Source organism: Streptomyces sp. NPDC093109, from assembly GCF_040701725.1.
In the GTDB taxonomy this organism is placed as follows: Bacteria; Actinomycetota; Actinomycetes; order Streptomycetales; family Streptomycetaceae; genus Streptomyces.
In genome coordinates, this window is record NZ_JBFBEZ010000019.1 from 1 (window position 1) to 26242 (window position 26242).

Here is a 26242-nt window from a genome sequence, read left to right on the forward strand (position 1 = left end):
AAAACGGGGGATATTATCTGGGGGGGGGGGGGCCCCATTTAATTGTGGGGGGGTTTGGTGCCCCAAAACCGCCGGGGGGGGGGGGGTGTCCCGTCCCCCCCCCCGCCGCCGTCAGCACGTACAAGCCGTACTTCCTACCGCTGTACTACCGCCGGCCGTACTACCTGCCGGTCGTACTACCTGCCCCGGCCGCCCCCGAAGCCGCCGCCCTGGTTGCTGTTGCCGCCGGGGAAGCCGCCGAAGCCGCCGCTGTTGTTGTTCTCGTTGCCGCCGTTGTTGCCCGTCGACGTGTTGCCCGCGGAGACGCCGCCCTGCGCGCTCTGGTCGTTGGAGTCGTTCGAGTCGTCGTTCTGGTTGTCGTCCTGCTTGTCCCGGTCCTTGTTCTTCGGCGGGTCCGGGATCACGATGTCGTTGAACTGCTCCACGGGCCGGCCCGACAGCGCGCCGCTCATCGCGTCGCGCCAGATCGGCCCCGGCGTGTCGCCGCCGTACACCTTGTCGTGGTACTGGCCGCCGATGGAGATGTCGATCATGCGCTTGGCGTGCGCCGGGTCGCCGACCCACACCGCGGTCGCCATGTTCGGCGTGTAGCCGGTGAACCAGGCCGCGTAACGGCCGTCCGTCGTACCGGTCTTGCCCGCGCTCGGCCGGTCACTGAGGCCCGCCTGCTGGCCCGTACCGTCCTCGACCACGCCCTTCAGCAGCGCGGTGATGGTGTCGGCCGTGTTCTCCGACATCACCCGAGCGCAGGACTTCTTCGGCACCGGGATCGACTTCTTGTCCGGGCCGGTGATCGACTCGATCGCGATCGGCTCGCACCGCGTGCCCCGGGAGGCGAAGGTCGCGTACGCCTGCGCCATCGTCAGCGGCGACATCTCCTCCGTGCCCAGCGCTATGGCCGGACCGGTCCCCAGCTTCGAACCGTCGGCGCGGTTGACGCCGAGCTTGCCGGCCAGCTCGGTGACGGCGCAGGTGCCGGTCTGAGCGATCATCTGGACGAAGTAGGTGTTGACCGACTTGGCCATCGCCTCCTTCATCGCGTACGGACCGACCTCGGACTCGTCCTCGTTCTCCAGCTTCTCGCCGCTGGTGTTCACGTAGTTGCCGGCGCACGTCGAGATCGGGCTCGGGTAGTCCATCTGGTACGGCGACGAGTACGCCTGCGTCGGCGAGATGCCCCGCTCCAGCGCCGCCGCGGCGACGATCGGCTTGAAGGTCGAGCCCGGCTGGTACCCGGCGCCGCCGCCCATCTTCTGGTCGACGGACAGGTTGATCTGCGTCTCGTGCTTGTCGAAGCCGTACGGCCTGGACTGGCCCATCGCGAGGATCTTGCCGGTGCCCGGCTGGACGATGGTGAGCGCCGTGGCGACCGCGTCGCTCTTGTAGACGTGCTTCTTGATCGACTCCTGCGCCGAGTTCTGCGCCTGCGGGTCGAGCGTCGTACGGATCGTGAGACCGCCCTGGTTCCAGACCTTGCCCCGCTCTTCGCGCGTCTTGCCGAAGGCCGGGTCGGTCAGGAACACGTTGCGCACGTAGTCGCAGAAGAAGCCCGCGCCGCTCACCGCCGTGATGCAGCCGTTCTTGGGGCGGCTCACCTTCAGCGCGATCGGCTCGGCCTTGGCCTTGTCCGCCTCCTCCTGCGAGACGGCGCCGACGGCGGCCATCCGCTGGATCACGGTGTTGCGCCGCTTGGTCGCCTCCTCCTCGTCGTTGACCGGGTCGTACCGGCTCGGCGACTGGACGATGCCCGCCAGCATGGCCGCCTCGGGGAGCGTCAGGTCCTTGGCCGGCTTGGAGAAGTAGCGCTGGGCGGCGGCCTCGATGCCGTAGGCCTGCTGCCCGAAGAAGGTGATGTTCAGATAGTTCTCGAGGATCTTCTTCTTGCCCAGCTCCTCCTCGACCTGGATCGCGTACTTCAGCTCCTGGATCTTGCGGCCCAGGGTCTGCTGGGTGGCCTGCGCGACCTTGTCCGGGTCGTCGCCTGCCTCCTCCACGAACACGTTCTTCACGTACTGCTGCGTCAGGGTCGAGGCGCCCTGCGCGACACCGCCCGACTGCGCGTTGCGGTTGACCGCGCGCAGCACACCCTTGAGGTCGATGGCCCCGTGCTCGTAGAAGCGCGAGTCCTCGATCGCGACGATCGCCTTCTGCATGTACGGGGAGATGTCCGTCAGGGGCACGACCGTGCGGTCACGCGAGTACACCGTGGCGATCTTGCCGCCCTTGGAGTCCAGGATGGTGGTGCGCTGGCTCAGGGGCGGAGTCTTGAGGTTGGCGGGGATCTCGTCGAATCCTTCGACCGTTCCCTTGGCCGCCAGTCCCAGTGCCCCGAAGGCCGGCAGGGCGATGCCCGCCAGCACAGCCCCCGCGAGCACGCTGACACCGAGGAATTTGGCGGCCTGCTGGGTCCCGGACAGACCCCCGCCGGAGCGCGATTTTGGCATGGGGGCAGCCTACGTTCTCAATCGCCGGACACGCGTCAAGGCTCTGGCCTAAGCTGTCCTCAACTGTCACAGCAGTGCGGTCCCGCATCAAGACCCGCCGATGAACTTTCCGTGAACCCGAAACATGGAAAGCCATGTCCGTGCCGATGCCCGAATCGTTAATGTCTGTCGCCGGATGTCCTCTGTGGTGGCCCTGAAATTTCCGACTCTGTCGGACCAGTCGCATATGCCCCTGGGTCACTCCTCTGGGTGATCTGCCGCGTACGCATAGTCCGTTCGGGCCATTCAAGATTGGGCCCGAAGGGGGTGTTGCGCTGTGCCCGCCTTCCGTAACGTCCTCAACTGGCAACGGTGAATATGCCGCTGCCGCCGTGGGGGAGCCTCGATTCGGGAGAGGACGGCGCCAGCATGGGCTGGGTAACCGACTGGAGTGCGCAGGCAGCATGCCGCACTACCGATCCAGATGAACTGTTCGTACAGGGCGCGGCGCAGAACAGGGCCAAGGCGGTGTGCACCGGATGCCCGGTGCGGACCGAGTGCCTGGCCGACGCGTTGGACAATCGCGTCGAATTCGGCGTGTGGGGTGGGATGACGGAGCGGGAGCGCCGCGCACTGCTGCGCAGGCGTCCCACCGTCACTTCGTGGCGGCGGCTGCTGGAGACGGCGCGCACGGAGTACGAGCGCGGCGCGGGCCTGCTGCCCGTGGGCTTGGAGGACGACGAGACGTACGAGACGTACGCGGCGGTGGGGTAGCCCGGGCGCGGCGATCCGGGAGCACTGATCCGGGGGCACCGATCCGGGGGCACCCGGGGGCCCGCCCCGGGTAACGGCTCCCGCCATGGCGTGGGGTGGGGCGGAAAGCGCTTCGGCGCGTACGCGCGTGTCGACGCAGGTACAGGTCGACGCGGGTGCTTGTCGAGGCAGGCGTATGTCGTACGCGCGTGCCGAAGCCGCTGTCCGCCCCGGCCGCGCGTCGCCCTGGGCGCACGTAGCCCCGGACGCGCCGTCGCCCCGGGCCGTGAGCGCCGTGTGCCGTCGCGCCTTGTCGCGGCCTTGTCGCGATTCGCGTGCGTGGAGAGCCGGCGCGCTACGCGTCCGTACGCGCCGACGCGAGACGGTCGCCGATGGCCCTGAGCCCGGCGAGGTCATGGACATCACCCGGCAGGGCGGCCACCTCGGTCACCGCCACCTCGGGATGGAGCGCGGTGAAGCGATCACGCGTGCGCTGCTCACGCGCGACCACGTGCATCCGCTCGGCGTGCAGACGCAGCAGACCGGCCGTCAGCTGTTCCACACTTGTGACAGAAGCGGGCGCGGCGGTGGACTCCGATGCCGGTGCGGATGCGGATGGTCCTGGCAGGTCGGACGGATCGGACATGGCTGATCGAGGGTGGCGGCCCTCGGGGGCCCCGGAAGCCTCGGTGGCGGATTCCGCGGCTTCTGCTTCTGCTTCGTGCGGCGAGGGGGTGGGCTCGTGCGCCCCGGCGGCTTCGGGAGAGGAGTCGGCCGGTGCTGCAGTGCCTCGTCCGGAAGCATTCCCCGCTTCCCGATCCGCCATGCGGCCCTCTTCAAGATTTTCCGCGGCGGCCAGCGCCCGCTCCGCCGACAGCCGCGCCGCCCCGCTGCCGTGCACCCGGTTGAGGACCAGCCCGGCCAGCGGCATCTCCTCCTCCGCCAGGCGCTGTACGAAGTACGCGGCCTCCCGCAGCGCGTCACGCTCCGGCGCCGCGACGACCAGGAAGGCCGTGCCCGGCGCCTGGAGCAGCCGGTACGTCGCGTCCGCGCGCGTACGGAAACCGCCGAACATCGTGTCCATCGCGCTCACGAACGTCTGCACGTCGCGCAGGAACTGACCGCCGAGCAGCTTCCCGAGCGTGCCCGTCATCATCGACATGCCGACATTCAGGAACTTCATCCCGGCCCGGCCGCCCATCTTCGCCGGGGCCATCAGCAGCCTGATGAACTTCCCGTCCAGAAAGGACCCGAGCCGCTTCGGCGCGTCCAGGAAGTCCAGCGCGGAGCGGGACGGCGGGGTGTCGACGATGATCAGGTCCCACTCGTCACGCGCCCGCAGCTGCCCCAGCTTCTCCATCGCCATGTACTCCTGCGTGCCCGCGAAGCCGGCCGACAGGGACTGGTAGAAGGGGTTGTCCAGGATGGAGCGGGCCCGCTCCTCGTCCGCGTGCGCCTCGACGATCTCGTCGAAGGTCCGCTTCATGTCGAGCATCATGGCGTGCAGTTCGCCGGGGCCCTCGACACCCTTGACCCGCCGCGGTGTGTTGTCGAGCGAGTCGATGCCCATGGACTGGGCGAGCCTGCGCGCCGGGTCGATGGTCAGGACGACGACCTTGCGACCGCGCTCCGCGGCCCGTACGCCGAGCGCCGCCGCGGTCGTCGTCTTGCCGACGCCCCCGGAGCCGCAGCACACGATGATGCGGGTGGCGCGGTCGTCGATCAGCGGGTCGATGTCGAGCGGCGCCGCCGCGGAGTCCAGGGTCATGCGAAGACCTCCCCGAGGTGCCGTAGCTCGCCCGCCAGCCGGTAGAGACCGGCGAGGTCCAGCCCCTCCCCGATGAAGGGGAGTTCGTACGTGGGCAACCCGAGCCGCGCCAGGACGGCCCGCTGCTCGCGCTCCAGCTCGACGCGTTGCGCGTGCTCGGCCGCCTGGTCGAGGAGCGGCCCGACGAGCTTCGCCGGCGCGGCCAGCCCGGCCGTCGCGAGTGAGGCGGCGACCTCCTCGCGGCGGTCTCCGGCGGCGGCCCGTACGGCCGCCTCGTCCAGCAGGTGGGGCCGCACCTGATTGACGATCACCTTGCCGACCGGCAGTTCGGCGGCCTTCAGTTCGGTGATGCCGTCCGCCGTCTCCTGGACGGGCATCTCCTCCAGGAGCGTGACCATGTGCACGGCCGTTCCTGGGGACTTCAGGACGCGCATCACGGCTTGCGCCTGGTTGTATATGGGGCCGATCTTCGCGAGCCCGGCCACTTCGTCGTTCACGTTCAGGAAGCGGGTGACGCGGCCGGTGGGCGGCGCGTCCATCACCACATAGTCGTAGGCGAAACGTCCCTGCTTGTCCCGTCGGCGTACGGCTTCGCATGCTTTGCCGGTCAGCAGGACGTCCCGTACGCCGGGGGCGATCGTCGTAGCGAAGTCGATCGCGCCGAGCTTCTTGAGGGCGCGGCCCGCACTGCCGAGCTTGTAGAACATCTGGAGGTAGTCGAGGAGCGCGCGCTCGGCGTCGATCGCCAGTGCGTACACCTCACCGCCGCCCGAAGCGACGGCGATCTTCCGCTCTTCGTACGGAAGTGCCTCGGTCTCGAAAAGCCGTGCGATTCCTTGTCTGCCCTCGACCTCGACGAGGAGAGTGCGCTTGCCCTCGGTCGCGAGGGCGAGCGCGAGTGCGGCGGCGACCGTCGTCTTACCGGTACCGCCCTTGCCGCTGACGACCTGGAGCCTGCTCACGTATTCGAGCCTAACCAGTAAGGCCGCGGGCTACGCACGAGGCTGCCACGCGGTACGACTACAGTCGCTCCATGACCAAGTGGGAATACGCGACTGTGCCTCTTCTCGTGCACGCGACCAAGCAGATTCTGGACACCTGGGGCGAGGACGGCTGGGAGCTGGTCCAGGTCGTGCCCGGGCCGAACAACCCGGAGCAGCTCGTCGCCTATCTGAAGCGGGAGAAGGGCGCATGAGCGGAGCAGTCGAGGCAGCCCTCGCCGAACTGGGCCTGACGCTGCCCAAGGTCGTACCGCCGCTGGCCGCGTACCAGCCGGCCGTACGGTCCGGGGCGTACGTCTACACCTCGGGCCAGGTCCCGATGGTGGACGGCAAGCTTCCGGTCACCGGCAAGGTCGGCGCCGAGGTCACCGCGGAGGAGGCCAAGGAGCTGGCGCGCATCTGCGCGCTGAACGCCCTGGCCGCCGTGAAGTCGGTCATCGGCGATCTGGACCGGATCGCGCGCGTGGTCAAGGTCACCGGCTTCGTCGCCTCGGCCGCCGACTTCACCGGGCAGCCGGGCGTCATCAACGGCGCCAGCGAGCTGCTCGGCCAGGTCCTCGGAGACAAGGGCCTGCACGCGCGCAGCGCCGTCGGTGTGGCGGTGCTTCCGCTGGACGCGCCGGTCGAGGTCGAGGTCCAGGTCGAGCTGACCGAGGACTGACCGGGGACCGGCCAGGGACTTACCGAGGGCTGACCGAGGACTGACCGAGGGCACATGCGGCGCATGTGCCCTCGAACATCGACGCCCCAGCGCATAGCATCCGGCCATGCCCAATGGTCAGTGGTACCCGCCCGAATGGCCCGAGCGGATCCGCGCTCTCGCCGCCGGTGAGCTGACGCCCGTGGCCCCCCGGCGGGCGGCGACCGTGATGCTCCTGCGCGACCGCGCGGGCGGCGCTCCGGACCATGACGGGGCCCGATCCGCCGGTCCGGCCGGCTCCACCGGCCCTGCCGTCCACATGCTGCGGCGCCGGGCCTCCATGGCCTTCGCCGCCGGCGCCTACGCCTACCCCGGCGGCGGGGTCGACCCGCGGGACCACGACCGGCTCATCGGCTGGGCCGGACCGACCCGCGACACCTGGGCGCGCCGGCTCGGCGTCGACACCGCGTCCGCGCAGGCCATCGTCTGCGCGGCGGTACGCGAGACGTACGAGGAGACCGGCGTCCTGCTCGCCGGCGGCAGCGCCGGGACGGTGGTGGCCGACACGACCGGCGCCGGCTGGGAGGCCGACCGTAAGGACCTGGTCGGCCGCGAACTGTCCTTCGCGGACTTCCTGGACCGGCGCGGGCTGCTGCTGCGCAGCGACCTGCTGGGCGCGTGGGCCCGCTGGATCACCCCGGAGTTCGAGGCGCGCCGCTACGACACCTGGTTCTTCGTCGCCGTGCTCCCGCCCGGCCAGCGGGCCAGGAACGCCTCCACGGAGGCCGACCGTACGGTGTGGATCGGCCCGGGCGAGGCCACCGCGGCGTACGACAAGGGCGAGCTGCTGATGATGCCGCCGACCGTCTCGACACTGCGTCAGCTCCAGCCGTACGGCACGGCCGCCGAGGCGCTCGCCGGGGCCGCGGAGCGCGATATGACGCCCGTGCTGGCCAGGGCTCGGCTGGTGGACGGGGAGCTGGTGCTCAGCTGGCCGGGACACGACGAGTTCACGAAGCGGATCGCCCCGGCGGACCCGGCCACCGCCCCCGGCCGTCCGCGTGAGCAGAGCAGCCCGAGCGGAGGCCCCCGATGACCGATGCCGCCGCCCTTCCCGGCCGGCCGCGCGGCGGTGTGCTGTCCGGCGCCGCCACCGCCCGCGCCGTCAACGTCCTCGCGCCCAACGCCTCGGCGATGACCCTGGACGGCACCAACACCTGGATCGTCTCGGAGCCCGGCTCCGAGCTGGCGGTCGTCATCGATCCCGGGCCGCTCGACGACGGCCACCTCAAGGCCGTCGTCGATACGGCCGCGCGGGCCGGGAAGCGGGTCGCGCTGACCCTGCTCACCCACGGCCACGCCGACCACGCGGAGGGCGCGGCCCGCTTCGCGGCGCTGACGAACACCCCGGTACGGGCCCTGGATCCGGCCCTGCGGCTCGGCGACGAGGGGCTGGCCGGCGGCGACGTCATCACCACCGGCGGCCTGGAGCTGCGGGTCGTACCGAGCCCGGGACACACCTCCGACTCCCTCTGCTTCCATCTCCCGGCCGACCGCGCCGTGCTCACCGGCGATACCGTCCTCGGCCGCGGGACGACCCTCGTCGCGCACCCGGACGGCCGGCTCGGCGACTATCTCGACTCCCTGCGCCGGCTCCGCTCCCTCACGGTCGACGACGGAGTCCACACCGTCCTGCCCGGGCACGGTCCGGTCCTCGACGACGCCCAGGGCGCGGTCGAGTTCTATCTGGCGCACCGGGCCGGCCGGCTCGCCCAGATCGAGACCGCTGTGGAGAACGGCCATCGCACACCTCCCGACGTCGTGGCCCACGTCTACGCGGACGTGGACCGCTCCCTCTGGCCGGCCGCCGAACTCTCCGTACGCGCGCAGCTGGAGTACCTGCGCGACCACGGACTGATCTGACCGACGGCCGGTTACTTTCCGTGTTCGTACGGTAGCGCGCCCCACTGACAACGGGTCGCCGAACGCCGAAGGGCCCCGCCTCCGGAACGCGGAGGCGGGGCCCTTCGAACGTACAGACAGCTTTTACGGTGGCGCGGTCGGTCAGCGCGAGCGCTTCGCGAGGCGCTCCACGTCCAGCAGGATCACGGCGCGCGCCTCAAGGCGGAGCCAGCCGCGCTGGGCGAAGTCGGCGAGGGCCTTGTTGACCGTCTCGCGGGAGGCGCCGACCAGTTGGGCCAGCTCCTCCTGGGTCAGGTCGTGGACCACGTGGATGCCTTCCTCCGACTGCACGCCGAAGCGGCGCGACAGGTCGAGGAGGGCGCGGGCCACCCGGCCGGGTACGTCGGAGAAGACCAGGTCGGACATCTGGTCGTTCGTCTTGCGCAGGCGGCGGGCGACGGCGCGCAGCAGGGCCGTGGCCACCTCCGGGCGCGCGTTCAGCCAGGGCTGGAGATCGCCGTGGCCCAGGCCGAGGAGCTTGACCTCGGTGAGCGCCGTGGCGGTCGCGGTGCGCGGGCCGGGGTCGAAGAGCGACAGCTCACCGATCAGCTCGCCGGGGCCGAGCACGGCCAGCATGTTCTCGCGGCCGTCGGGGGAGGTGCGGTGGAGCTTGACCTTGCCCTCGGTGACCACATAGAGCCGGTCGCCCGGGTCGCCCTCGTGGAAGAGCGCGTCACCGCGCGCGAGCGTCGCTTCACTCATCGAGGCGCGCAGCTCTGCCGCCTGCTCGTCATCGAGCGCCGCGAAGAGCGGGGCACGCCGCAGAACGTCGTCCACGTGTTCTCTCCTTGTCGACCTGCTCAGGGGACCGGGGGGTCCCCACCTGCTCAGGAACCGTGGTCCCCATGATGCCGTACGTGCCGCTTCTTCTCGGGTGGCTCGGCATCGCCGGGCTTTCCCGCACCCTCCCGAATTCCGGTTGTTCGAAACCGTGCGATCAATCACAAGTTTGACGTACGGGCGTGCCCATCCGTGCCAGGGGGGCCGATTCGGGTGGTGATCGGCCATGGCCGGGGCGGATGTCAGTGCCGGGCTCTACGCTGGCCGGGTGTTCAACTCGCCGGTGACAGCACAGGCCGAAGGGGGCTGGGAGAGTGTCCGTGGAGCGTAATTCCGCTGTGGGCGAACAGCCTTCGGTGAAACCGAAAAAAGCCGCAAAAGAGGCACAGGTCAAACCCGCCGCGCCGGAGTCGCGGCTGGCCATGGTCCGCCGGGCCCGCCGGACGAACCGCGAGCTGGCGGAGGTCTATCCGTACGCCCATCCGGAGCTCGACTTCCGGAACCCGTTCGAACTGCTGGTCGCGACGGTCCTCTCCGCCCAGACCACCGACCTCCGGGTGAACCAGACCACGCCCGCGCTCTTCGCGAAGTACCCGACCCCCGAGGACATGGCCGCGGCCGTGCCGGAGGAGATGGAGGAGCTGGTCCGCCCCACCGGCTTCTTCCGGGCCAAGACGCGATCCCTCATCGGCCTGTCGACCGCCCTGCGCGACCACTTCGGCGGCGAGGTCCCCGGACGGCTCGACGACCTCGTGACGCTGCCCGGCGTCGGCCGCAAGACGGCCAACGTCGTGCTCGGCAACGCCTTCGGCGTCCCGGGCCTGACCGTCGACACACACTTCGGCCGGCTGGTCCGCCGCTGGAGGTGGACCGAGCAGGAGGACCCGGAGAAGGTCGAGGCCGAGATCGCCGAGATCTTCCCGCGGAGCGAGTGGACGATGCTCTCGCACCGGGTGATCTTCCACGGCCGCCGGGTCTGCCACTCCCGTAAACCGGCCTGCGGTGCCTGCCCGATCGCGCACCTGTGCCCTTCCTACGGAGAGGGCGAGACCGACCCGGAGAAGGCGCGCAAACTCCTCAAGTACGAGATGGGCGGCTATCCGGGCCAGCGGCTCAACCCGCCCGCCGGCTATCCCGGCACGCCCGCCCCGGCCCGCGCTGAGTAGCCGGGGCGGACCGGACCGTATGAGGGACGAGCGGCGGAGGAGCGGAGCGCGGAGAGCGGAGGGGCCGGGCGCGGGCGGAACACCCGCGGCGGAACGATCCGGCCGACGACAGGCGTTGTTACGACGGGGGTGCCCATGACGCACGCTAAAGAGACCTACGGTGGTCCGATGACCGGGATCACCGTCACCACCGACGGGCTGCCGGACTGGCTCGCGCCCGTCGTCCGGGCCGCCGAGACCGTCGCGCCGGAGCAGCTCAGCCGCTTCCTGCCGCCCGCGAGCGGCGCCGGGCGCCAGTCCGCCGTGCTCGTCCTCTTCGGCGAGAGCACCGGAGGGCCCGAACTGCTGCTCATGGAGCGGGCCGGCAGTCTGCGCTCGCATCCGGGCCAGCCCGCCTTCCCCGGCGGGGCCCTCGACCCCGAGGACGGCGACCCGGCCACCACGGGACCGCTGCGGGCCGCGCTGCGGGAGGCCGAGGAGGAGACCGGCCTCGATCCGTCGGGCGTCCAGCTCTTCGGGGTGCTGCCCCGGCTCTACATCCCGGTGAGCGGCTTCGTCGTGACGCCCGTCCTCGGCTGGTGGCGCCGCCCCACCCCGGTCGATGCCGTGGACCCCGCCGAGACCGCCCGCGTCTTCACCGTGCCCGTGGCCGATCTCACGGACCCGGCCAACCGCGCGACGGCCCGCCACCCCAGCGGCTACCAGGGCCCGGCGTTTCTGGTCGAGTCCGCCCTGGTCTGGGGTTTCACGGCCGGGGTCATCGACCGCATCCTGCACTTCGCGGGCTGGGAGCTGCCGTGGGACTCCTCCCGGCTGGTTCCGCTCGACTGGCGCGCCTGACAGGCGCGCGTGACAGGCTGACCCACGAGCTGTGCCCCCGGCGCTACCCCACCCGGGGGACCGGAGACGTATCTGCGAGCAAGCGAGGCTACTGACGGTGAACGTGCTGGACATCCTGCTGCTGCTCGCCGCCGTCTGGTTCGCCGTCGTCGGATACCGCCAGGGCTTCGTCGTCGGCATCCTCTCGGTGATCGGCTTCCTCGGCGGCGGTCTCGTCGCCGTCTACCTCCTCCCGGTGGTGTGGGCGAAGCTCACCTCCGACGCCGAGGTCTCCACCACCGCCGCGGTCATCGCGGTCGTCATAGTGATCGTCTGCGCCTCAGTGGGCCAGGCGTTCACCACCCACCTCGGCAACCGGCTGCGCAACCACATCACCTGGCAGCCCGCGCGCGCGCTCGACGCGAGCGGCGGCGCGCTGGTCAATGTCGTGGCCATGCTGCTGGTCGCGTGGCTGATCGGCTCCGCCCTGGCGGGCACCTCGCTGCCGACGCTCGGCAAGGAGGTCCGCGGTTCGAAGGTGATGCGCGAGATCTCCGAGGTGATGCCGTCGCAGGCATCGACCTGGTTCACGGACTTCTCGTCCGTCCTCGCGCAGAACGGCTTCCCGCAGGTCTTCAGCCCGTTCGCCAACGAGAACATCCCCGAAGTCAGCCCGCCCGACCCGGCGCTCGCGGGCAGCGGGGTCGCGGCCCGCGCCAAGAGCTCCATCGTCAAGGTCGTCGGTACGGCGCCCAGCTGCGGCAAGGTCCTCGAAGGCTCCGGCTTCGTCTTCGCCGACGGCCGCGTGATGACCAACGCACACGTGGTCGGCGGCGTGGAGGAGCCCACGGTCCAGATAGGCGGTGAGGGCAGGCTCTACGACGCGAAGGTCGTCCTCTACGACTGGGCGCGCGACATCGCCGTACTGGACGTCCCCGGCCTCCCGGCGACGCCTCTCCAGTTCGCCGACCGGGACGCGAAGATCAACGACGGCGCGATCGTCGCGGGCTTCCCGGAGAACGGCGCGTACGACGTGCGCTCAGCGCGCGTCCGCGGCCGTATCGAGGCCAACGGCCCCGACATCTACCGCCGCGGCGAGGTCCGGCGAGGCGTCTACTCGCTCTACGCGACCGTACGCCAGGGCAACTCCGGCGGCCCGCTGCTCACCCCGACGGGCGAGGTCTACGGGGTCATCTTCGCCAGGTCGCTCGACGACGCGCAGACCGGCTACGCCCTGACGGTCGATGAGATCCGCGAGGACATCACGCTCGGCAGGACCGTGAACCAGCAGGTCGACACGCAGGCGTGCGCCCTGTAGCCGGTACGTACGTGAACGTGGGGACGGGGCCCGGAAACGGGCGCCCAGTGCCGGGAGGGGCACTAGGGCCTGTGTGGGGTTGTGATCTGGGCTCGCGGGGCGTGGCACGCACGCTCGCGGCGTTGCCGAAATGCCCTAGTAGCCCCGCTACGAGGGCCTCTCGGCGCCTTGCGATCGCACGCACCACGCCCCGCTCCCTGATCCAGATCACAACCCCACACAGGCCCTAGCCGCGTTGATGGCGCAGCCGGGCCGAGACCCAGCGGGCCCTGCGGCGCAGGATGCGGGGAATGCCGAGCCGGGGATCATGGCCCTGATCTTCGGAGCCGCCCCTTCTGCGAATGATCGGCACAGCGGCCGAGCGGCGGTTGCGTGCGGCGTCACCGTAGTCGTGCGTCCAGCCCATACCGCGAATTTTGCCCGTGCCCCATGGTCGGTAACCGCCCGGGAGAGGGCCAATTGGCCTATGCGCGCGGCAATTGGCTTTTCGTAGGACAAGTGTTCAATGGGTGAGGCGACCTGTCAGCGGTCCGGCTCGGGGTCCTTGAGCCAGTTGATCAGCTCCGAGGAGAACGCCGCCGGATCCTCCTCGTGCGGGAAGTGCCCGAGTCCGTCGAACAGCCGCCAGCGGTAGGGCGCTTCCACATACTCCGCCGACCCCGCCGTGGACCGCGTCCGCATCGCCGGATCGAGCGAGCCGTGCAGTTGCAGCGTCGGCACCCGCACCGGGCGCTTCATCCGCCGGTTGAACTGGATACCGTCGGGACGGGCCATCGACCGCACCATCCAGCGGTACGGCTCGATCGCGCAGTGCGCCGTCGACGGGATGGTCATCGCCCGCCGGTAGACCTCGATCGCCTTGTCGTCGGGCTGTCGCGGCCCCGACCAGTCCCGGATCAGCCGCCCCACCAGCGCCGCGTCGTCCGCGACGAGCTGACGCTCCGGCAGCCAGGGCCGCTGGAACCCCCAGATGTACGAGCCGGCCCGGCCCTGCGAGAAGTCGGAGAGCATCGCCGAGCGCCAGCGGCGCGGATGCGGCATCGAGGACACCGCGAGCCTGCGCACCAGCTTCGGCCGCATCACCGCCGCGGTCCAGGCGAGATAACCGCCCAGATCATGACCCACCAGCGCGGCGTCCGGCTCGCCGAGCGAGCGCACCACCCCGGTGATGTCGAGGGCCAGATTGGCCGGGTCGTAGCCCCGGGGCGTACGGTCGCTGCCGCCCACGCCCCGCAGATCCATGGCCACCGCGCGATAGCCGGCCTCCGCCAGCGCCGTCAGCTGATGGCGCCAGGTCCACCAGAACTGCGGGAAGCCGTGCAGCAGCAGCACCAGTGGTCCTTCGCCCATTTCGGCGATGTGGAAACGCGCGCCGTTGGCCGCCACATCGCGATGGGTCCAGGGGCCGTCGAGCCGTACGGCGGACGCGACGGGGTGCGGGCCGGGGCCGGGGCTGCCGCCGGGGCCGGAAGCGGGTGGGGTCATGCAGTCGAGCGTGCCACAGACTTCAGGCTTTCCCCGGTCTCGCGGGGGTGGGGCTTCACGTTCTGGAGAATGGCCGCCGTCTCCTTGGCCGAGGCGATGGACTTCTCCGGCGGCTTCACCTTCTTGAACTTCCGGAGCGCGAGCAGGATCAGCACCCCGGCCAGCAGCAGGAACGCCACCCCCACGATCAGGAACGACCAGGCGAGGCCGAGGCCCAGATTGTGGATGCCGTACGCCGCCGCGAAGCTCAGCACCGGCAGCGAGAACAGGGCGAACACCCCCGCGATGACGGCGGCGGCGCTGCCCATGACGCCGCGCTTGACGTCCTCCCTGACCTCCGCCTTGGCCAGGGCGATCTCGTCGTGCACCAGCGCGGACATCTCGGCGGTCGCCGCGGCGACCAACTGCCCGATACTCCGGTCGGCGTTGCCCGCCCCGACAACGGTGCCGGTCCGGACAACGTGGGCGGTCTGCGTGCCGGTGTCGCTCATCGGTGACTCCCTCTTCCGTCGCGGACTTCGCGGACTTCGCGGACTTCGCGGCTACGGACTCGTTGTGCCGATCATGCCGGACCGCCGCCGTCCGCGCGCGTTGCCCCCGCGTGTTCGGCGGCCAGTCTCCGGTGTTCGGCGGCCTTCGCCTCGTACAGCTCGGCCATGCGCAGGTGGTACTCCGGATCGTCCTGCTCGTAGACGTCGGGGACACCGTCCCGATCCTCGTCCCGTTCCTCCTCCTCGTACAGGGCCCGGTACGTACGGACCCGGAGCTTCAGCAGGACGCCCGAGAAGACGGCGGCGATCACCGAGCCCGTCAGCACCGCGGCCTTCACCTCGTCGGCGAGCCCCTGGTCCGTCGCGAACGCCAGCTCGCCGATGAGCAGCGAGACGGTGAAGCCGATGCCGGCGAGCGCGGCGACCGCGAAGACGTCCGGCCAGGCGAGATCCTCGTTCAGCTCGGCCCTGGTGAAGCGCGCGGCCAGCCATGTGCCGCCGAAGATGCCGATCGTCTTGCCCACCACCAGCCCCAGGACCACCCCGAGGGTCTCCGGCTGGGTGAAGACCTTGCCGAGGGCGCCGCCCGAGACCGAGACGCCCGCGGAGAAGAGGGCGAACAGCGGCACGGCCAGCCCCGCCGAGAGGGGGCGCACCAGATGCTCGACGCGCTCGCCGGGGGACCGCTCCTCGCCCTCGTTCCTGGTGCAGCGCAGCATCAGCCCCATCGCGACGCCGGCGATCGTGGCGTGGATGCCGCTGTTGTACATCAGCCCCCAGACGACCAGGGCCAGCGGCACATATACGTACCAGCCGCGCACGCCCTTGCGCAGCAGCAGCCAGAAGACCACGAGCCCGGCCGCGGCGCCGCCCAGCGCCGGGAAGTTCAGGTCGCCGGTGAAGAAGACCGCGATGATCAGGATGGCGAAGAGGTCGTCGACGACGGCGAGGGTCAGCAGGAACGCGCGCAGGGCGGACGGCAGCGACGTGCCAAGGACGGCGAGGACGGCGAGCGCGAAGGCGATGTCCGTCGCCACGGGCACGGCCCAGCCGTCCAGCGATCCGCCGCCGACCGTGTTGACCAGGACGTACACCAGGGCCGGCACGGCCATCCCGGAGAGCGCGGCGATGACGGGCAGCGCGGCGGCCCTGGGATCGCGCAGCTCCCCGGCGACCAGCTCCCGCTTCAGCTCGATCCCCGCGACGAAGAAGAAGACGGCGAGCAGCCCGTCGGCGGCCCAGTGCTGTACGGAGAGATCGAGGCCGAGCGCGGCGGGGCCGAGATGGAAGTCGCGTACGGACGCGTAACCGCCGCTCAGCGGGGTGTTCGCCCAGAGCAGGGCAACGATGGCTGCGACCAGCAGCAGCACCCCGCCGACGGTCTCGGTGCGCAGCGCGTCGGTGAGGTAGTTCCGCTCGGGAAGGGAGAGCCGCCCGAGGAACGTACGGCGCGGGGGAGCGGGGTTCGGACGGGGGTTCGGGGTGGGCGCGGGCACGGGGGCGTCTCCGGTTCTTCGGCGGGCATGGCGAACTACCTGCCGACCAGACTTCCCGGCGCACCTGGAAAAGCGTGTTCTGTTGTGGACGCGTCTGCTGACGCGTCGCCCACACTACCCGGACGGGCGGGGTACGGGGGAGGCGCGCGATTCCGCCCCGCCCCGCCTCACCCCGCCTCACCCCGCCCGGCCCGGGCAGCCTCAGTCCTCGCTGGCCGCGCCGGGCAGCTGAGTCTGGATCAGGTCCATGACGGACGAGTCCGTGAGGGTGGTGACATCCCCCAGCTGCCGGTTCTCGGCGACGTCCCGCAGCAGCCGGCGCATGATCTTGCCGGAGCGGGTCTTGGGCAGCTCCGCGACCGGCAGGACCCGTTTGGGCTTGGCGATCGGGCCGAGCGTCGTCCCGACATGGTTGCGCAGCTCGGCCACCAGACCGTCGTCGACGCTGGCCGTACCGCGCAGGATGACGAACGCGACGATGGCCTGCCCGGTGGTCGCGTCGTTGGCGCCGACGACGGCGGCCTCGGCGACCTTGGGGTGGGAGACGAGCGCGGACTCCACCTCGGTGGTGGAGATGTTGTGGCCGGAGACCAGCATCACGTCGTCGACCCGGCCGAGCAGCCAGATGTCGCCGTCGTCGTCCTTCTTGGCACCGTCCCCGGCGAAGTACTTGCCCTCGAAGCGCGACCAGTAGGTGTCGATGAACCGCTGGTCGTCGCCCCAGATGGTGCGCAGCATGGACGGCCAGGGTTCGGTGAGGACGAGGTAACCGCCGCCGCCGTTGGGCACCTCACGGGCGTCGTCGTCCACGACGGTCGCGGAGATGCCCGGCAGGGCCCGCTGGGCGGAGCCAGGCTTGGTCTCGGTCACGCCGGGCAGCGGGGCGATCATCATGGCGCCGGTCTCGGTCTGCCACCAGGTGTCCACGATCGGCGTCCGGCCCGCGCCGATGTGCTCCCGGTACCAGATCCACGCCTCGGGGTTGATCGGCTCGCCGACCGAGCCCAGCACCCGCAGGGAGGAGAGGTCGAACTTCGCGGGGATGTCGTCGCCCCACTTCATGAACGTACGGATCGCCGTCGGCGCGGTGTAGAGGATCGTCACCCCGTACTTCTGCACGATCTCCCAGAAGCGCCCCTGGTGCGGGGTGTCGGGGGTGCCCTCGTACATCACCTGGGTCGCGCCGTTGGCCAGCGGGCCGTAGACGATGTAGGAGTGGCCGGTCACCCAGCCGATGTCGGCCGTGCACCAGTACACGTCCGTCTCGGGCTTGAGGTCGAAGACGGCATGGTGGGTGTAGGCGGCCTGGGTGAGGTAGCCGCCCGAGGTGTGCAGGATGCCCTTCGGCTTCCCCGTGGTCCCCGAGGTGTAGAGGATGAAGAGCGGGTGCTCGGCGCCGAACGGCTGCGGGGTGTGCTCGGCGGACTGGCGGGCGACGATGTCGTGCCACCACACGTCCCGGGAGTCGTCGAACGCGGTGTCCTGGCCCGTACGGCGCACCACGAGAACGTGCTCGACCTGCGGGCACTTGGCGACCGCCGCGTCGATGGCCGGCTTGAGCGCGGCGGGCTTCCCGCGCCGGTAGCCGCCGTCGGCGGTGATGACCAGCCGGGCATCGGCGTCCTGGATACGGGAGGCGACGGCGTCGGCGGAGAAGCCGCCGAAGACGACGGAGTGCGCGGCCCCGATCCGGGCGCAGGCCAGCATGGCGATCGCGGCCTCGGGGATCATCGGCAGATACACGGCGACGCGGTCACCCGCGCGGACACCCAGCTCGGTGAGGGCGTTGGCGGCCCGCGACACCTCGTCCTTCAGCTCCGCGTAGGTGATCGCGCGGCTGTCGCCCGGCTCACCCTCGAAGTGGATCGCGACGCGGTCGCCGTGCCCGGCCTCCACATGCCGGTCGACGCAGTTGTAGGCGACATTCAGCTCGCCGTCCGCGAACCACTTCGCGAAGGGCGGATTCGACCAGTCCAGTGTCTCGGTCGGCTCGGTGCTCCAGGTGAGCCGCTTCGCCTGCTCGGCCCAGAAGCCAAGCCTGTCCGCCGCGGCCCGCTCGTACGCGTCCGCCGTCACATTGGCGTGCGCGGCCAGCTCGGCCGGCGGTGCGAATCGCCGCTCTTCCTTGAGCAGGTTGGCCAGGCTCTCGTTGCTCAACGACTTCTTCCTTTCCCAGGGCGTCCTAGGTGTCCCGGCCCTAGCTCATCAGCCGGGCGCCCGGGTGACAAGGGGCATTCCGGGAGATTGGTCGAGACCGGTGTGGTGCCCCTCCCTCCCGGAGCGGACGGAAAGAAGGGGCCACACACTCCCACGGATGCGGCGCGGGAGAGGTTCAGACCGGCCGTCAGACACGCGACTCCTCGAAGGCGGTCGGTGCCACCCGGTTGAACACCTCCTCGTCCCCGCCCACCCCACTGCCGAGGCTCCCCACACCGTCCGCCAGCAGATACGCCTGGGCCTCGCCGACATGGAAGTACATGCCGTGCAGCTCCAGCGTGCCGTCGGCCAGCCGGCGCGCTACCGCCTCGTGCGCCCGGAGATGGTCCAGCTGCTGCACCACATTGGTCAGACAGAGCTGTTCGACGGCGTCGGCCGGCAGCCGCCCGGAGATCCTGGCCCAGGAGTGGTGACGGCTCCTCATCCGCTCCAGGCTGGGCTGTCCGTGGCGCAGCCAGCGCCGCAGCGGGGTACGGGGCGCCTCGCCGCCCTCGGGCGTGTTCAGCAGGGCCTGCATGGCGCCGCAGCCCGAGTGGCCGCAGATGGTGATGGACGCGACCCGCAGCACGTCCACGGCGTACTCGATCGCCGCGGCCACCGAGTCGTCCGCGCTGTCCGCCTCCGGCAGGGGAACGAGATTGCCCACGTTCCGCACGGTGAAGAGATCTCCCGGACCGCTGGACGTGATCATGCTGGTCACCAGCCGGGAGTCCGCGCAGGTGAGGAAGAGCTGCGAGGGACGCTGGCCCTCACGGGCCAGCCGCGCCAGCTCGCCGCGGACCAGGGGGGCCGTGTTGCGCTGGAAGGAGCTGAGCCCGCTGGCCAGTTGCCGGCCGCCCGCCGAACGGAGCGCGCCGCCGGGTCCGTCGCCACCGACCGGCCGGGCCACCATCGGCGCCGCCCCCACCCCCGTAACGACGCCCCTGCCGGCGACCGTGCCGGCGCTCGTGCCCGGGGGCGCGTCGGCTCGCGGTCCCGCGACCTGTCCCGCGACCGTGGGTACGGCGCTGGTCTCCGGCCCCGGTGGCGCGGCGGCGGAGGTGATGGCGGACGCCCCGGACAGAGGTGTCTCCGCGGCGGGATGCGTGCCGCAGTGGTGATTGCGCCAGGGCGTCCAGGGCCGGCAGCAGGCGTGGGCCTCGACGGTGGCGGGCTCGCTGATACGGCGGCCCGCCCGGCCGGTGAACTCGGCCGTACCGCCCTGCGCGATATGCGCGGCCCGCCAGTCGTGCAGCGCCTCGTGCGCCGCGTGGTCCATGAAGGACCCGTCCAGCTCCACCACACTGGCGGCGCCTCGCGGCACCTGGTGCAGCAGCCGGCTGAGCCTCGGCACGGCGAGGAACGTCAACTGCCCCCGGGCACGCACGCGATGCACTCCTTCCTTCTCCTCCACGGTGATCCGGGTCCTGGTCAGCCGGTGCAGCGCCACCGCGACCCCCACGGCGATCCCGATTAGCACGCCCTCCAGCACGCCGGTGAGTACGACGGCGGCCAGCGTCACCACGTACACCAGCAGTTCGCGGTTCCGCCGGACGCTGCGCATATGGGTGAGGCTCACCATCTGGACGCCCACCACCATCACCAGCGCGGCCAGGGCCGCCAGCGGGATCAGATCGAGCACGGGCACCAGCAGCAGGGCCGCGATCGCGACCCACAGCCCGTGCAGCATCGTCGAGTTCCGGCTGGCGCCTCCCGCCGCGACATTGGCGGCGCTGCGCACGGCGACCCCGGTGACGGGCAGTCCGCCGAGCGCGCCGGAGACGACATTCCCCGCGCCCTGCCCGGCCAGCTCCCGGTCGAGGCGGGCACGCGGGATCCGGGCGCGGTCCTCGCGCGCGGCCGTCAGTTTGTCCACGGCGACCGCCGACAGCAGTGATTCGACACTGGCGACCAGGGTGACGGTCAGTACGGCGGCGAGCAGTCCGAGTACCGGCCCCTCGGGCAGCTCGGGCAGGGCATGGCTGCTCCAGGAGGGCAGGTCGACGCGTTCGAGGCGGATTCCGGCGAGGGCGGCCGCCGCCGTCGCGAGCGCCACGGCGGCGAGCGCCGCCGGGAGCCTGCGCATGATCCGGCCCGCGCGGCCGGGAATCCGTGGCCAGAGCAGGAGCACTGCCACGGTCAGGGCGCTGACGGAGAGCGCGCCCGGATGCGGGTTGGCCAACTGGGCGGGCAGCCCGCGTACGTTGTCGACGGCGGAGCTCTGCGGCGTACCGCCGAGCACGATATGGAGTTGGGCGAGGGCGATCGTGGCGCCGATGCCGGCGAGCATGCCGTGCACGATCGCCGGGCTGACGGCGAGCGCCGAGCGGGCCACCCGGAGTGCGGCGAGGCCCAGTTGGGCCAGTCCCGCGCAGATGGTGATGGCACAGGTGGTGCGCCAGCCGTACCGCTGGATCAGGTCGGCCGTGACCACGGTGAGTCCGGCGGCCGGGCCGCTGACCTGGAGCGGAGCCCCGCCCAGCCGGCCCACCACAAGACCGCCGACGGCGGCGGCCACCAGGCCCGCCTGAAGGGGCGCGCCGGTGGCGAGTGCGATGCCGAGCGAGAGCGGCAGCGCGATCAGGAAGACGGAGACGGACGCGGACAGGTCGGCTCCGGCGATCCGGAACCTGCGGCCACCGGGTGGTGGGCCGGGGGGTTTGTGGACAGTGGGGGTGGCGCGAGTGGGGGCATCAGCAGTCATGGTTCCCGTCTCCTCCGGGGCAGCGCGGTCGCGGAACGTGGGTCGCGGCCGTGGGTCACGGCATGCAGTGGCGGGATGCGTTATCTCAACTCTCAGTAAATGGATCGTAATGCAGAGTAAAGAATCGGACATGACTTTTGGGGTAAATGGGGCAATGATTCACCCGCAGTGGTGATTGGTCATTTTGTTCGGCTTGTCGTTTATTCATATCTTCAACCCTCATGCGAGGTTGTCGGCGCTCGGCGCCGTGCCGGCAGTCGCCGCGCGGCACTTCCGTACGAAACCTGAGGGAAGAGGGTGGGCGGATGCTGGCCGCCACAAAGAGAGTCGCCTTCGGTGCCGCCGTCATGGCGTTCGCCGTCGGTCTCGCCGGATGCTCCGGATCCGGAGCGCCGGAAGCCAAGGAGGCGGGCACGAAGGGTGCCCCCGGCGCGAAGAAGGCCGCGGCCCCGGAGAACGCGGTGCGGCTCATCGGCGACGGCTCGACCGCGTTCACCGGAGTCCAGCCGAACATCACCACGCCACAGCGCCTGAAGCCGGGGGAGAAGCCACCGCAGTTCGTGGTGTTCTCCTGGGACGGCGCCGGTGAGGACAGCCAGAAGCTCTTCTCGCACTTCCGGCAGGTGGCCAAGAAGTACGACGCGAAGATGACGTACTTCCTGAGCGGTGTCTATCTGCTCCCCGAGGAGAAGGCCAAGCTGTACGACCCGCCGAAGCACAACGCCGGCAGCTCGGACATCGGCTTCAACGACACCCAGGGGATCAAGGACACCCTGCGTGAGCTGCGGGCCGCGTGGCACGAGGGCAGCGAGATCGGTACCCACTTCAACGGGCACTTCTGCGGCAAGGACGGCGGTGTCGGCACCTGGTCCGTCGAGGAGTGGAAGAGCGAGATCAACCAGGCCAAGTCCTTTGTGAAGAACTGGAAGACCAACGCCGGCCTGACCGGCGAGGCGCCGCTGCCCTTCGACTACGACAAGGAAGTCGTCGGCGGCCGTACGCCCTGTCTGGAGGGGCAGAAGAACATGATGGCGGCGGCCCGGACGATGGGCTTCCGCTACGACTCCAGCGGCATCGGCAACCAGATCTGGCCGAAGAAGACCGACGGCCTGTGGGACCTGCCGCTCCAGCTCGTCCCCGTTCCGGGCCGGGACTTCGAGACGCTCTCGATGGACTACAACTTCATGTACAACCAGTCCGGAACGACCAGCGGCGACCCGGACGAGCACGAGTACTGGGGCAACCAGATGCGGGACGGCCTGCTCCAGGCGTTCGACCGTGCCTACGAGGGGAACCGCGCGCCGCTGATCATCGGCAACCACTTCGAGTCGTGGAACGGCGGTACGTACATGCGCGCCGTCGAGGACACGATCAAGACGGTCTGCGTGCAGAAGGACGTCCGGTGTGTGACGTTCCGTGAACTCGCCGACTGGCTCGACGTGCAGGACCCGGCGACGCTGGAGAAGCTGCGCGATCTGAAGGTCGGCGAGGCGCCCAGGACCGGCTGGCCGGCCTTCACCGCCGCGGCGGCGGGCGCCCCGGCGGGCCGCACCGAGAAGCACTGACCACCCGGAAGGCGCCGGGGGCGCCGTCCGGGCTCCGGGCGTATCAGGAGGGCTGAGGTACGGCGAGTTCCTCGCTGAGCACGAAGGCGGGATCGACCTGGGCGGCCAGATCGATACCCGTCTTCGCGTTGCCCCAGCTCTCGGCGTTCCTGAGGTGGAAGTGCACCATCTGGCGCGTGTACCTCTCCCAGTCGCGGTGCTCGTACGAGTCCTCGGCGGCGTCCTGGAGGACCTGGAGCGCGCAGCGGTTGTCCGCCTCCAGCAGCTCGAAGCGGTCGGGGCGGCCCTTCTCCATGGCGCGGACCCAGTCGGAGTGGCCCACGGTCACGAGCAGGTCGTCGCCCACCTCGTCGCGGAGGAAGTCCAGGTCGTCCCGGCCCTGCACCTTGTTGCCGACGACCTTGAGCGCGACGCCGTAGTCCCGCGCGTACTCCTTGTACTGGCGGTAGACGGACACCCCCTTGCGGGTCGGCTCGGCGACCAGGAACGTCATGTCGAACCGGGTGAACATTCCCGAGGCGAACGAGTCGGAGCCGGCCGTCATGTCGACCACCACGTACTCGTCCGGCCCGTCCACCAGGTGGTTGAGGCAGAGTTCGACCGCGCCGACCTTGGAGTGGTAGCAGGCGACCCCGAGGTCCGACTCGGTGAACGGGCCCGTGGCCATCAGCCGGATCTCGCCGTCGTCGAGCCGTACGCTCCGGGCGCAGGCCTCGTACACCGGGTTGTTCTCGCCGACCCTGAGCAGCCGCGATCCCTCGCCGGGCGGAGTGGTCTTGATCATCGCGTCGGCGGAGGCGATCCGCGGATTGTCGCCCCGCAGATAGTCCTTGATCAGGCCGAGGTGCGCGCCCATGGCGGGCAGTGCGGCGGTCTGCGCCTCGTCGAGGCCGAGCGCGGCCCCGAGGTGCTGGTTGATATCGGCGTCCACCGCGACGACGGTGGCCTCGTTGGCGGTCAGATGACGGATGAAGAGCGAGGACAGCGTGGTTTTGCCACTGCCGCCCTTGCCCACGAAAGCGATCTTCATGTTCACGTAGCGTAGTAGCACTCTTGCTGATGGTGATGAACTTCCGTGAGGAAGACCACTCCAAGGTGGGGCATGTGCTCAGGGCGCGTAGCCTCCTTACCTATGAGTACGACAGCCTCTGACGCCTCTTCCGCGCCGCGATCGGCGGACCCCCTGGTCGTGCTGGCCGCGCTTCCGGGGGTGCCGGACGCGGTGGATTCCGTACGCAAGGCCGTCGACCGGGTCTACGGGCACCGCGTCATGCGGCGGCGGAGCAACGAGATCACCTCGGAAGCCGCCCTGCGGGCCGCGCGTGGTTCCGCCGCGCTGTCCGGCGCGGACTGGGCGCTCGAAGAGGTGCGCCGGCGCACCGACTTCGGCTCCGACGCCGAGGCCCGTACGGTCGGCGCGGCGCTTCGGCTGAACGCCGAGGCGGGTCAACTCCTTTCCATCTGGGCGCAGTCACCGGTACGGGTGCTGGCCCGGCTCCATCTGGTGGCCGCGGGCGGTACGGGGGTGCCCGACGGGACGGTCGGACGGCCCCGGCTGGCCGGCGAGCCGGTCGTGGAGATGCCCGGATCAGCGGCGGGAGCCGGGTCGCCGGCGGAGGCGCCGCTGCCGGGCGCGGACGAGGTCGCGGGGCGGCTGGACGGGCTGGCGCGGCTGGTGCTCGCCACGAGTTCCGCGCCCGCGCTGGTGACGGCCGCGGTGGTGCACGGTGAGCTGCTGGCGCTGCGCCCGTTCGGCTCGTACAACGGCCTGGTCGCACGGGCGGCCGAGCGGATCGTGCTGATCGCCAGCGGTCTCGACCCCAAGTCGATCTGTCCGGCCGAGGTGGGCCACGCGGAGCTGGGGCGCGCGGCGTACGCGGCGGCCTTCGACGGCTATCTGTCCGGGACTCCGGACGGTATGGCGGCGTGGATCACGCACTGCGGGCGCGCGATCGAGCTGGGGGTGCGGGAGTCGACGGCCGTCTGTGAGGCGCTTCAGCGCGGCGCGGCCTGAACCGTCGCGGACAGCGTTGCGGCGACGCCGTACCGGCGCCGCCGCTGCATGTCCACCGGGTTACCAAGCGTCCTCGTGAATTCGCCCATCAGGTCGGGTACTTCGCCCGTCGCCTGGTGCGGCTGGCCCGTAATCGACGGGTCGACGTCGCGTGGGTGCCCGGTTTTCATGTTTCGGTCCGTGGGGCCTGGTGCGTAAACAGGTGATCCTCTCGGATGTCCTTGGTCTCGCGGGCCGTTGAATCCTTTGTACTCCTGTGCGGAAGGATGCGGAACCCCTGGCCCCACTTCTTTACTTTTGCCTTCAAATAAGGGCAAAGAGCGCAGGTGGGGAGGGGGTGGAGGGGGCGGCCAACGGATCAGCCCTGAGCTGACTGCCGACGTCGGCTCGCATACCAGACCAGCCCCGCCGTCGCGGCGGCAGCGCCCACCGCCGCTGCCGCGACCAGTGCGGGGCGTGGCGGCATCGAGAAGGCGGGCAGCCGCTGCTTGAGGCGAACGGGCCGGCTGAACACCAGAATCGGCCAGGCGCGGGCCGTCGCTTCACGGCGCAACGCGCGGTCCGGGTTGACCGCGAACGGATTGCCGACCGATTCGAGCATGGGGACATCGGTGATGGAGTCGCTGTACGCGTAGCAGCGCGACAGGTCGTACCCCTCGGACGCGGCGAGCGCCTTGACCGCCTCGGCCTTGGTCGGCCCGTACGCGTAGTACTCCACCTCGCCGGTGAAGCAGCCGTCCGCGCCGACCACCATCCGGGTGGCGACGACCCGGTCCGCGCCGAGCAGCTCACCGATCGGCTCGACGACCTCCGCGCCCGAGGTGGAGACGATCACCACGTCGCGTCCCGCCGTGTGGTGGTCCTCGATGAGGGACGCCGCCTCGTCGTAGATGATCGGGTCGATCAGGTCGTGCAGAGTCTCGGCGACGATCTCCCTGACCTGCTGGACGTTCCAGCCCTTGCAGAGCGCGGAGAGGTACTCCCGCATGCGCTCCATCTGGTCGTGGTCGGCGCCTCCGGCGAGGAAGACGAACTGTGCATATGCGGTGCGCAACACGGCGCGGCGGTTGATCAGACCGCCTTGGTAGAAGGACTTGCTGAAGGTCAACGTCGATGACTTCGCAATGACCGTCTTGTCCAGGTCGAAGAAGGCTGCTGTACGCGGCAAGGAGTGGTTTTCCACGGGTTGAGCATATGCGCCCACCATTCGGCGTAAGGTATGGCGCGTGGGTTTGCCCGAGAAGGCTCTCGGGTACACCATGGAAGTCACGGATCGTTCGCGACCGTGCTAACCCGGTCCGGCTCCTCCCCCCCCCCGAGTCGGCCGTGGGGACGACCCCCGCTCTCCCCCCCCGGCGGGGGTCGTCGCATGTCCGGACCCCTTTTCGGCTCTCGCATCGCACGGCCCTCCCTCTCTGTTCCTCCGCGTGTCATCGCTGTCGCAGGGAGCTTGCCCGTCACTGTGTGTAGCCAATGCGCAGCTCTCCGGAAGTCACCGGTATGAGCTACCGGGATATTCACAACTCGTGAGTTGTCCACAGTTTTCAAGCAAGATCCACACGATTTCCTGTTGCCCTGCACGGTGATTCCAGCCGCGAAGTTCGCGGAAAGCCGGAATCACGGATACCGGATCGTCGCGAGATCGCTCGAAGAACGACTCG

General features: G+C 70.4%; 23 protein-coding genes. 10 read left to right on the plus strand and 13 right to left on the minus strand.

The annotated features are described in order from the left end of the window. Positions 1–176 precede the first annotated feature (176 nt). Positions 177–2444: a transglycosylase domain-containing protein gene (locus tag AB0389_RS19480; RefSeq protein WP_366396667.1), complete on the minus strand. Its 2268-nt coding sequence runs from the start codon at positions 2442–2444 to the stop codon at positions 177–179. Between the two features lie 408 nt (positions 2445–2852). Between AB0389_RS19480 and AB0389_RS19485 the strand changes: the two genes are divergently transcribed. Next, on the plus strand, positions 2853–3197 hold the full coding sequence (locus tag AB0389_RS19485) for a WhiB family transcriptional regulator (protein WP_030751176.1): 345 nt from the start codon (positions 2853–2855) through the stop codon (positions 3195–3197). Positions 3198–3531: 334 nt separating this feature from the next. On the opposite strand, the gene AB0389_RS19490 is transcribed toward AB0389_RS19485, so the two are convergent. Next, positions 3532–4944 carry an ArsA family ATPase gene (locus AB0389_RS19490; protein ID WP_366396668.1) on the minus strand — a complete coding sequence of 471 codons (1413 nt, stop codon included), beginning with the start codon at positions 4942–4944 and terminating at the stop codon, positions 3532–3534. Further along, a complete protein-coding gene (locus AB0389_RS19495) occupies positions 4941–5906 on the minus strand; it encodes an ArsA-related P-loop ATPase (protein ID WP_366396669.1) in 966 nt (321 codons plus the stop codon). The genes AB0389_RS19490 and AB0389_RS19495 overlap by 4 nt, the downstream gene beginning before the upstream one ends. Positions 5907–5977: 71 nt before the next feature. Here AB0389_RS19495 and AB0389_RS19500 point away from each other — a divergent pair, with 71 nt between their 5' ends. The 4 genes from AB0389_RS19500 (at position 5978) to AB0389_RS19515 (ending at position 8508) form a co-directional block, all read left to right on the plus strand. Beyond that, complete coding sequence (locus AB0389_RS19500) at positions 5978–6139, plus strand: DUF4177 domain-containing protein (protein ID WP_106965770.1); 162 nt, start codon at positions 5978–5980, stop codon at positions 6137–6139. Further along, positions 6136–6606: a RidA family protein gene (locus tag AB0389_RS19505; RefSeq protein ID WP_366396670.1), complete on the plus strand. Its 471-nt coding sequence runs from the start codon at positions 6136–6138 to the stop codon at positions 6604–6606. Before AB0389_RS19500 ends, AB0389_RS19505 begins: the two co-directional genes overlap by 4 nt. 106 nt (positions 6607–6712) lie before the next feature. Next, positions 6713–7681, plus strand: coding sequence for an NUDIX hydrolase (locus AB0389_RS19510; protein WP_366396671.1), 969 nt, complete (start codon positions 6713–6715; stop codon positions 7679–7681). Then, positions 7678–8508 (plus strand): MBL fold metallo-hydrolase, encoded by an 831-nt coding sequence (locus tag AB0389_RS19515; RefSeq protein WP_366396672.1) that lies wholly within the window; start codon positions 7678–7680, stop codon positions 8506–8508. Before AB0389_RS19510 ends, AB0389_RS19515 begins: the two co-directional genes overlap by 4 nt. 141 nt (positions 8509–8649) lie before the next feature. On the opposite strand, the gene AB0389_RS19520 is transcribed toward AB0389_RS19515, so the two are convergent. Further along, on the minus strand, positions 8650–9324 hold the full coding sequence (locus AB0389_RS19520; protein ID WP_015034542.1) for a Crp/Fnr family transcriptional regulator: 675 nt from the start codon (positions 9322–9324) through the stop codon (positions 8650–8652). Positions 9325–9683: 359 nt separating this feature from the next. Between AB0389_RS19520 and nth the strand changes: the two genes are divergently transcribed. The 3 genes from nth to AB0389_RS19535 all read left to right on the plus strand — a co-directional run bounded on the left by nth (position 9684) and on the right by AB0389_RS19535 (position 12630). Continuing rightward, entirely contained in the window at positions 9684–10493 is an 810-nt protein-coding gene (gene nth, locus AB0389_RS19525) for an endonuclease III (protein ID WP_366396673.1), read from the plus strand. 135 nt (positions 10494–10628) lie between these two features. Further along, complete coding sequence (locus AB0389_RS19530) at positions 10629–11333, plus strand: CoA pyrophosphatase (protein WP_366396674.1); 705 nt, start codon at positions 10629–10631, stop codon at positions 11331–11333. A 97-nt stretch (positions 11334–11430) separates the two neighbouring features. Continuing rightward, positions 11431–12630 carry a MarP family serine protease gene (locus AB0389_RS19535; RefSeq protein WP_366396675.1) on the plus strand — a complete coding sequence of 400 codons (1200 nt, stop codon included), beginning with the start codon at positions 11431–11433 and terminating at the stop codon, positions 12628–12630. A gap of 226 nt (positions 12631–12856) precedes the next feature. Here AB0389_RS19535 and AB0389_RS19540 read toward each other — a convergent pair whose 3' ends face one another. The 6 genes from AB0389_RS19540 to AB0389_RS19565 form a co-directional block, all read right to left on the minus strand. Then, positions 12857–13036 (minus strand): hypothetical protein, encoded by a 180-nt coding sequence (locus AB0389_RS19540; protein WP_366396676.1) that lies wholly within the window; start codon positions 13034–13036, stop codon positions 12857–12859. A gap of 116 nt (positions 13037–13152) precedes the next feature. After that, a complete protein-coding gene (locus AB0389_RS19545) occupies positions 13153–14115 on the minus strand; it encodes an alpha/beta hydrolase (RefSeq protein WP_366396677.1) in 963 nt (320 codons plus the stop codon). Next, on the minus strand, positions 14112–14606 hold the full coding sequence (locus AB0389_RS19550; RefSeq protein WP_366396678.1) for a phage holin family protein: 495 nt from the start codon (positions 14604–14606) through the stop codon (positions 14112–14114). Before AB0389_RS19550 ends, AB0389_RS19545 begins: the two co-directional genes overlap by 4 nt. A gap of 71 nt (positions 14607–14677) precedes the next feature. Beyond that, on the minus strand, positions 14678–16102 hold the full coding sequence (gene nhaA, locus AB0389_RS19555) for a Na+/H+ antiporter NhaA (RefSeq protein ID WP_366396679.1): 1425 nt from the start codon (positions 16100–16102) through the stop codon (positions 14678–14680). Between the two features lie 201 nt (positions 16103–16303). Beyond that, a complete protein-coding gene (acs, locus tag AB0389_RS19560) occupies positions 16304–18259 on the minus strand; it encodes an acetate--CoA ligase (RefSeq protein ID WP_366396680.1) in 1956 nt (651 codons plus the stop codon). A gap of 187 nt (positions 18260–18446) precedes the next feature. Further along, positions 18447–21002 carry a SulP family inorganic anion transporter gene (locus AB0389_RS19565; protein ID WP_366396681.1) on the minus strand — a complete coding sequence of 852 codons (2556 nt, stop codon included), beginning with the start codon at positions 21000–21002 and terminating at the stop codon, positions 18447–18449. A gap of 305 nt (positions 21003–21307) precedes the next feature. Here AB0389_RS19565 and AB0389_RS19570 point away from each other — a divergent pair, with 305 nt between their 5' ends. Then, the gene (locus tag AB0389_RS19570) at positions 21308–22567 is read left to right on the plus strand and encodes a hypothetical protein (protein ID WP_366396682.1); all 1260 of its coding nucleotides are present in this window, start codon (positions 21308–21310) and stop codon (positions 22565–22567) included. A gap of 43 nt (positions 22568–22610) precedes the next feature. Here the strand turns inward: AB0389_RS19570 and AB0389_RS19575 are convergent, their stop codons facing one another. Continuing rightward, positions 22611–23597, minus strand: a complete 987-nt coding sequence (locus AB0389_RS19575) for an ATP-binding protein (protein WP_366396683.1) — start codon at positions 23595–23597, stop codon at positions 22611–22613. 102 nt (positions 23598–23699) lie between these two features. Here AB0389_RS19575 and AB0389_RS19580 point away from each other — a divergent pair, with 102 nt between their 5' ends. After that, on the plus strand, positions 23700–24581 hold the full coding sequence (locus AB0389_RS19580) for an oxidoreductase (protein WP_366396684.1): 882 nt from the start codon (positions 23700–23702) through the stop codon (positions 24579–24581). Here the strand turns inward: AB0389_RS19580 and AB0389_RS19585 are convergent. Continuing rightward, positions 24563–24751 (minus strand): hypothetical protein, encoded by a 189-nt coding sequence (locus tag AB0389_RS19585; RefSeq protein ID WP_366396685.1) that lies wholly within the window; start codon positions 24749–24751, stop codon positions 24563–24565. The two genes, AB0389_RS19580 and AB0389_RS19585, sit on opposite strands and share 19 nt — an antisense overlap. Before the next feature lie 188 nt (positions 24752–24939). Next, a complete protein-coding gene (locus tag AB0389_RS19590; protein WP_366396686.1) occupies positions 24940–25788 on the minus strand; it encodes an HAD-IB family hydrolase in 849 nt (282 codons plus the stop codon). Positions 25789–26242 lie beyond the last annotated feature (454 nt).

Bases quoted from the DNA above. Each gene is read 5' to 3' on its own strand.
- AB0389_RS19545 (WP_366396677.1), bottom strand. From the start codon at position 14,115: ATGACCCCACCCGCTTCCGGCCCCGGCGGCAGCCCCGGCCCCGGCCCG.
- AB0389_RS19590 (WP_366396686.1), bottom strand. From the start codon at position 25,788: ATGGTGGGCGCATATGCTCAACCCGTGGAAAACCACTCCTTGCCGCGT.
- AB0389_RS19565 (WP_366396681.1), bottom strand. From the start codon at position 21,002: ATGACTGCTGATGCCCCCACTCGCGCCACCCCCACTGTCCACAAACCC.
- AB0389_RS19485 (WP_030751176.1), top strand. From the start codon at position 2,853: ATGGGCTGGGTAACCGACTGGAGTGCGCAGGCAGCATGCCGCACTACC.
- AB0389_RS19505 (WP_366396670.1), top strand. From the start codon at position 6,136: ATGAGCGGAGCAGTCGAGGCAGCCCTCGCCGAACTGGGCCTGACGCTG.
- AB0389_RS19540 (WP_366396676.1), bottom strand. From the start codon at position 13,036: ATGGGCTGGACGCACGACTACGGTGACGCCGCACGCAACCGCCGCTCG.
- AB0389_RS19515 (WP_366396672.1), top strand. From the start codon at position 7,678: ATGACCGATGCCGCCGCCCTTCCCGGCCGGCCGCGCGGCGGTGTGCTG.
- AB0389_RS19480 (WP_366396667.1), bottom strand. From the start codon at position 2,444: ATGCCAAAATCGCGCTCCGGCGGGGGTCTGTCCGGGACCCAGCAGGCC.
- AB0389_RS19585 (WP_366396685.1), bottom strand. From the start codon at position 24,751: ATGAAAACCGGGCACCCACGCGACGTCGACCCGTCGATTACGGGCCAG.
- AB0389_RS19490 (WP_366396668.1), bottom strand. From the start codon at position 4,944: ATGACCCTGGACTCCGCGGCGGCGCCGCTCGACATCGACCCGCTGATC.
- AB0389_RS19550 (WP_366396678.1), bottom strand. From the start codon at position 14,606: ATGAGCGACACCGGCACGCAGACCGCCCACGTTGTCCGGACCGGCACC.
- AB0389_RS19530 (WP_366396674.1), top strand. From the start codon at position 10,629: ATGACGCACGCTAAAGAGACCTACGGTGGTCCGATGACCGGGATCACC.
- AB0389_RS19510 (WP_366396671.1), top strand. From the start codon at position 6,713: ATGCCCAATGGTCAGTGGTACCCGCCCGAATGGCCCGAGCGGATCCGC.
- AB0389_RS19580 (WP_366396684.1), top strand. From the start codon at position 23,700: ATGAGTACGACAGCCTCTGACGCCTCTTCCGCGCCGCGATCGGCGGAC.
- AB0389_RS19570 (WP_366396682.1), top strand. From the start codon at position 21,308: ATGCTGGCCGCCACAAAGAGAGTCGCCTTCGGTGCCGCCGTCATGGCG.
- AB0389_RS19575 (WP_366396683.1), bottom strand. From the start codon at position 23,597: ATGAAGATCGCTTTCGTGGGCAAGGGCGGCAGTGGCAAAACCACGCTG.
- AB0389_RS19500 (WP_106965770.1), top strand. From the start codon at position 5,978: ATGACCAAGTGGGAATACGCGACTGTGCCTCTTCTCGTGCACGCGACC.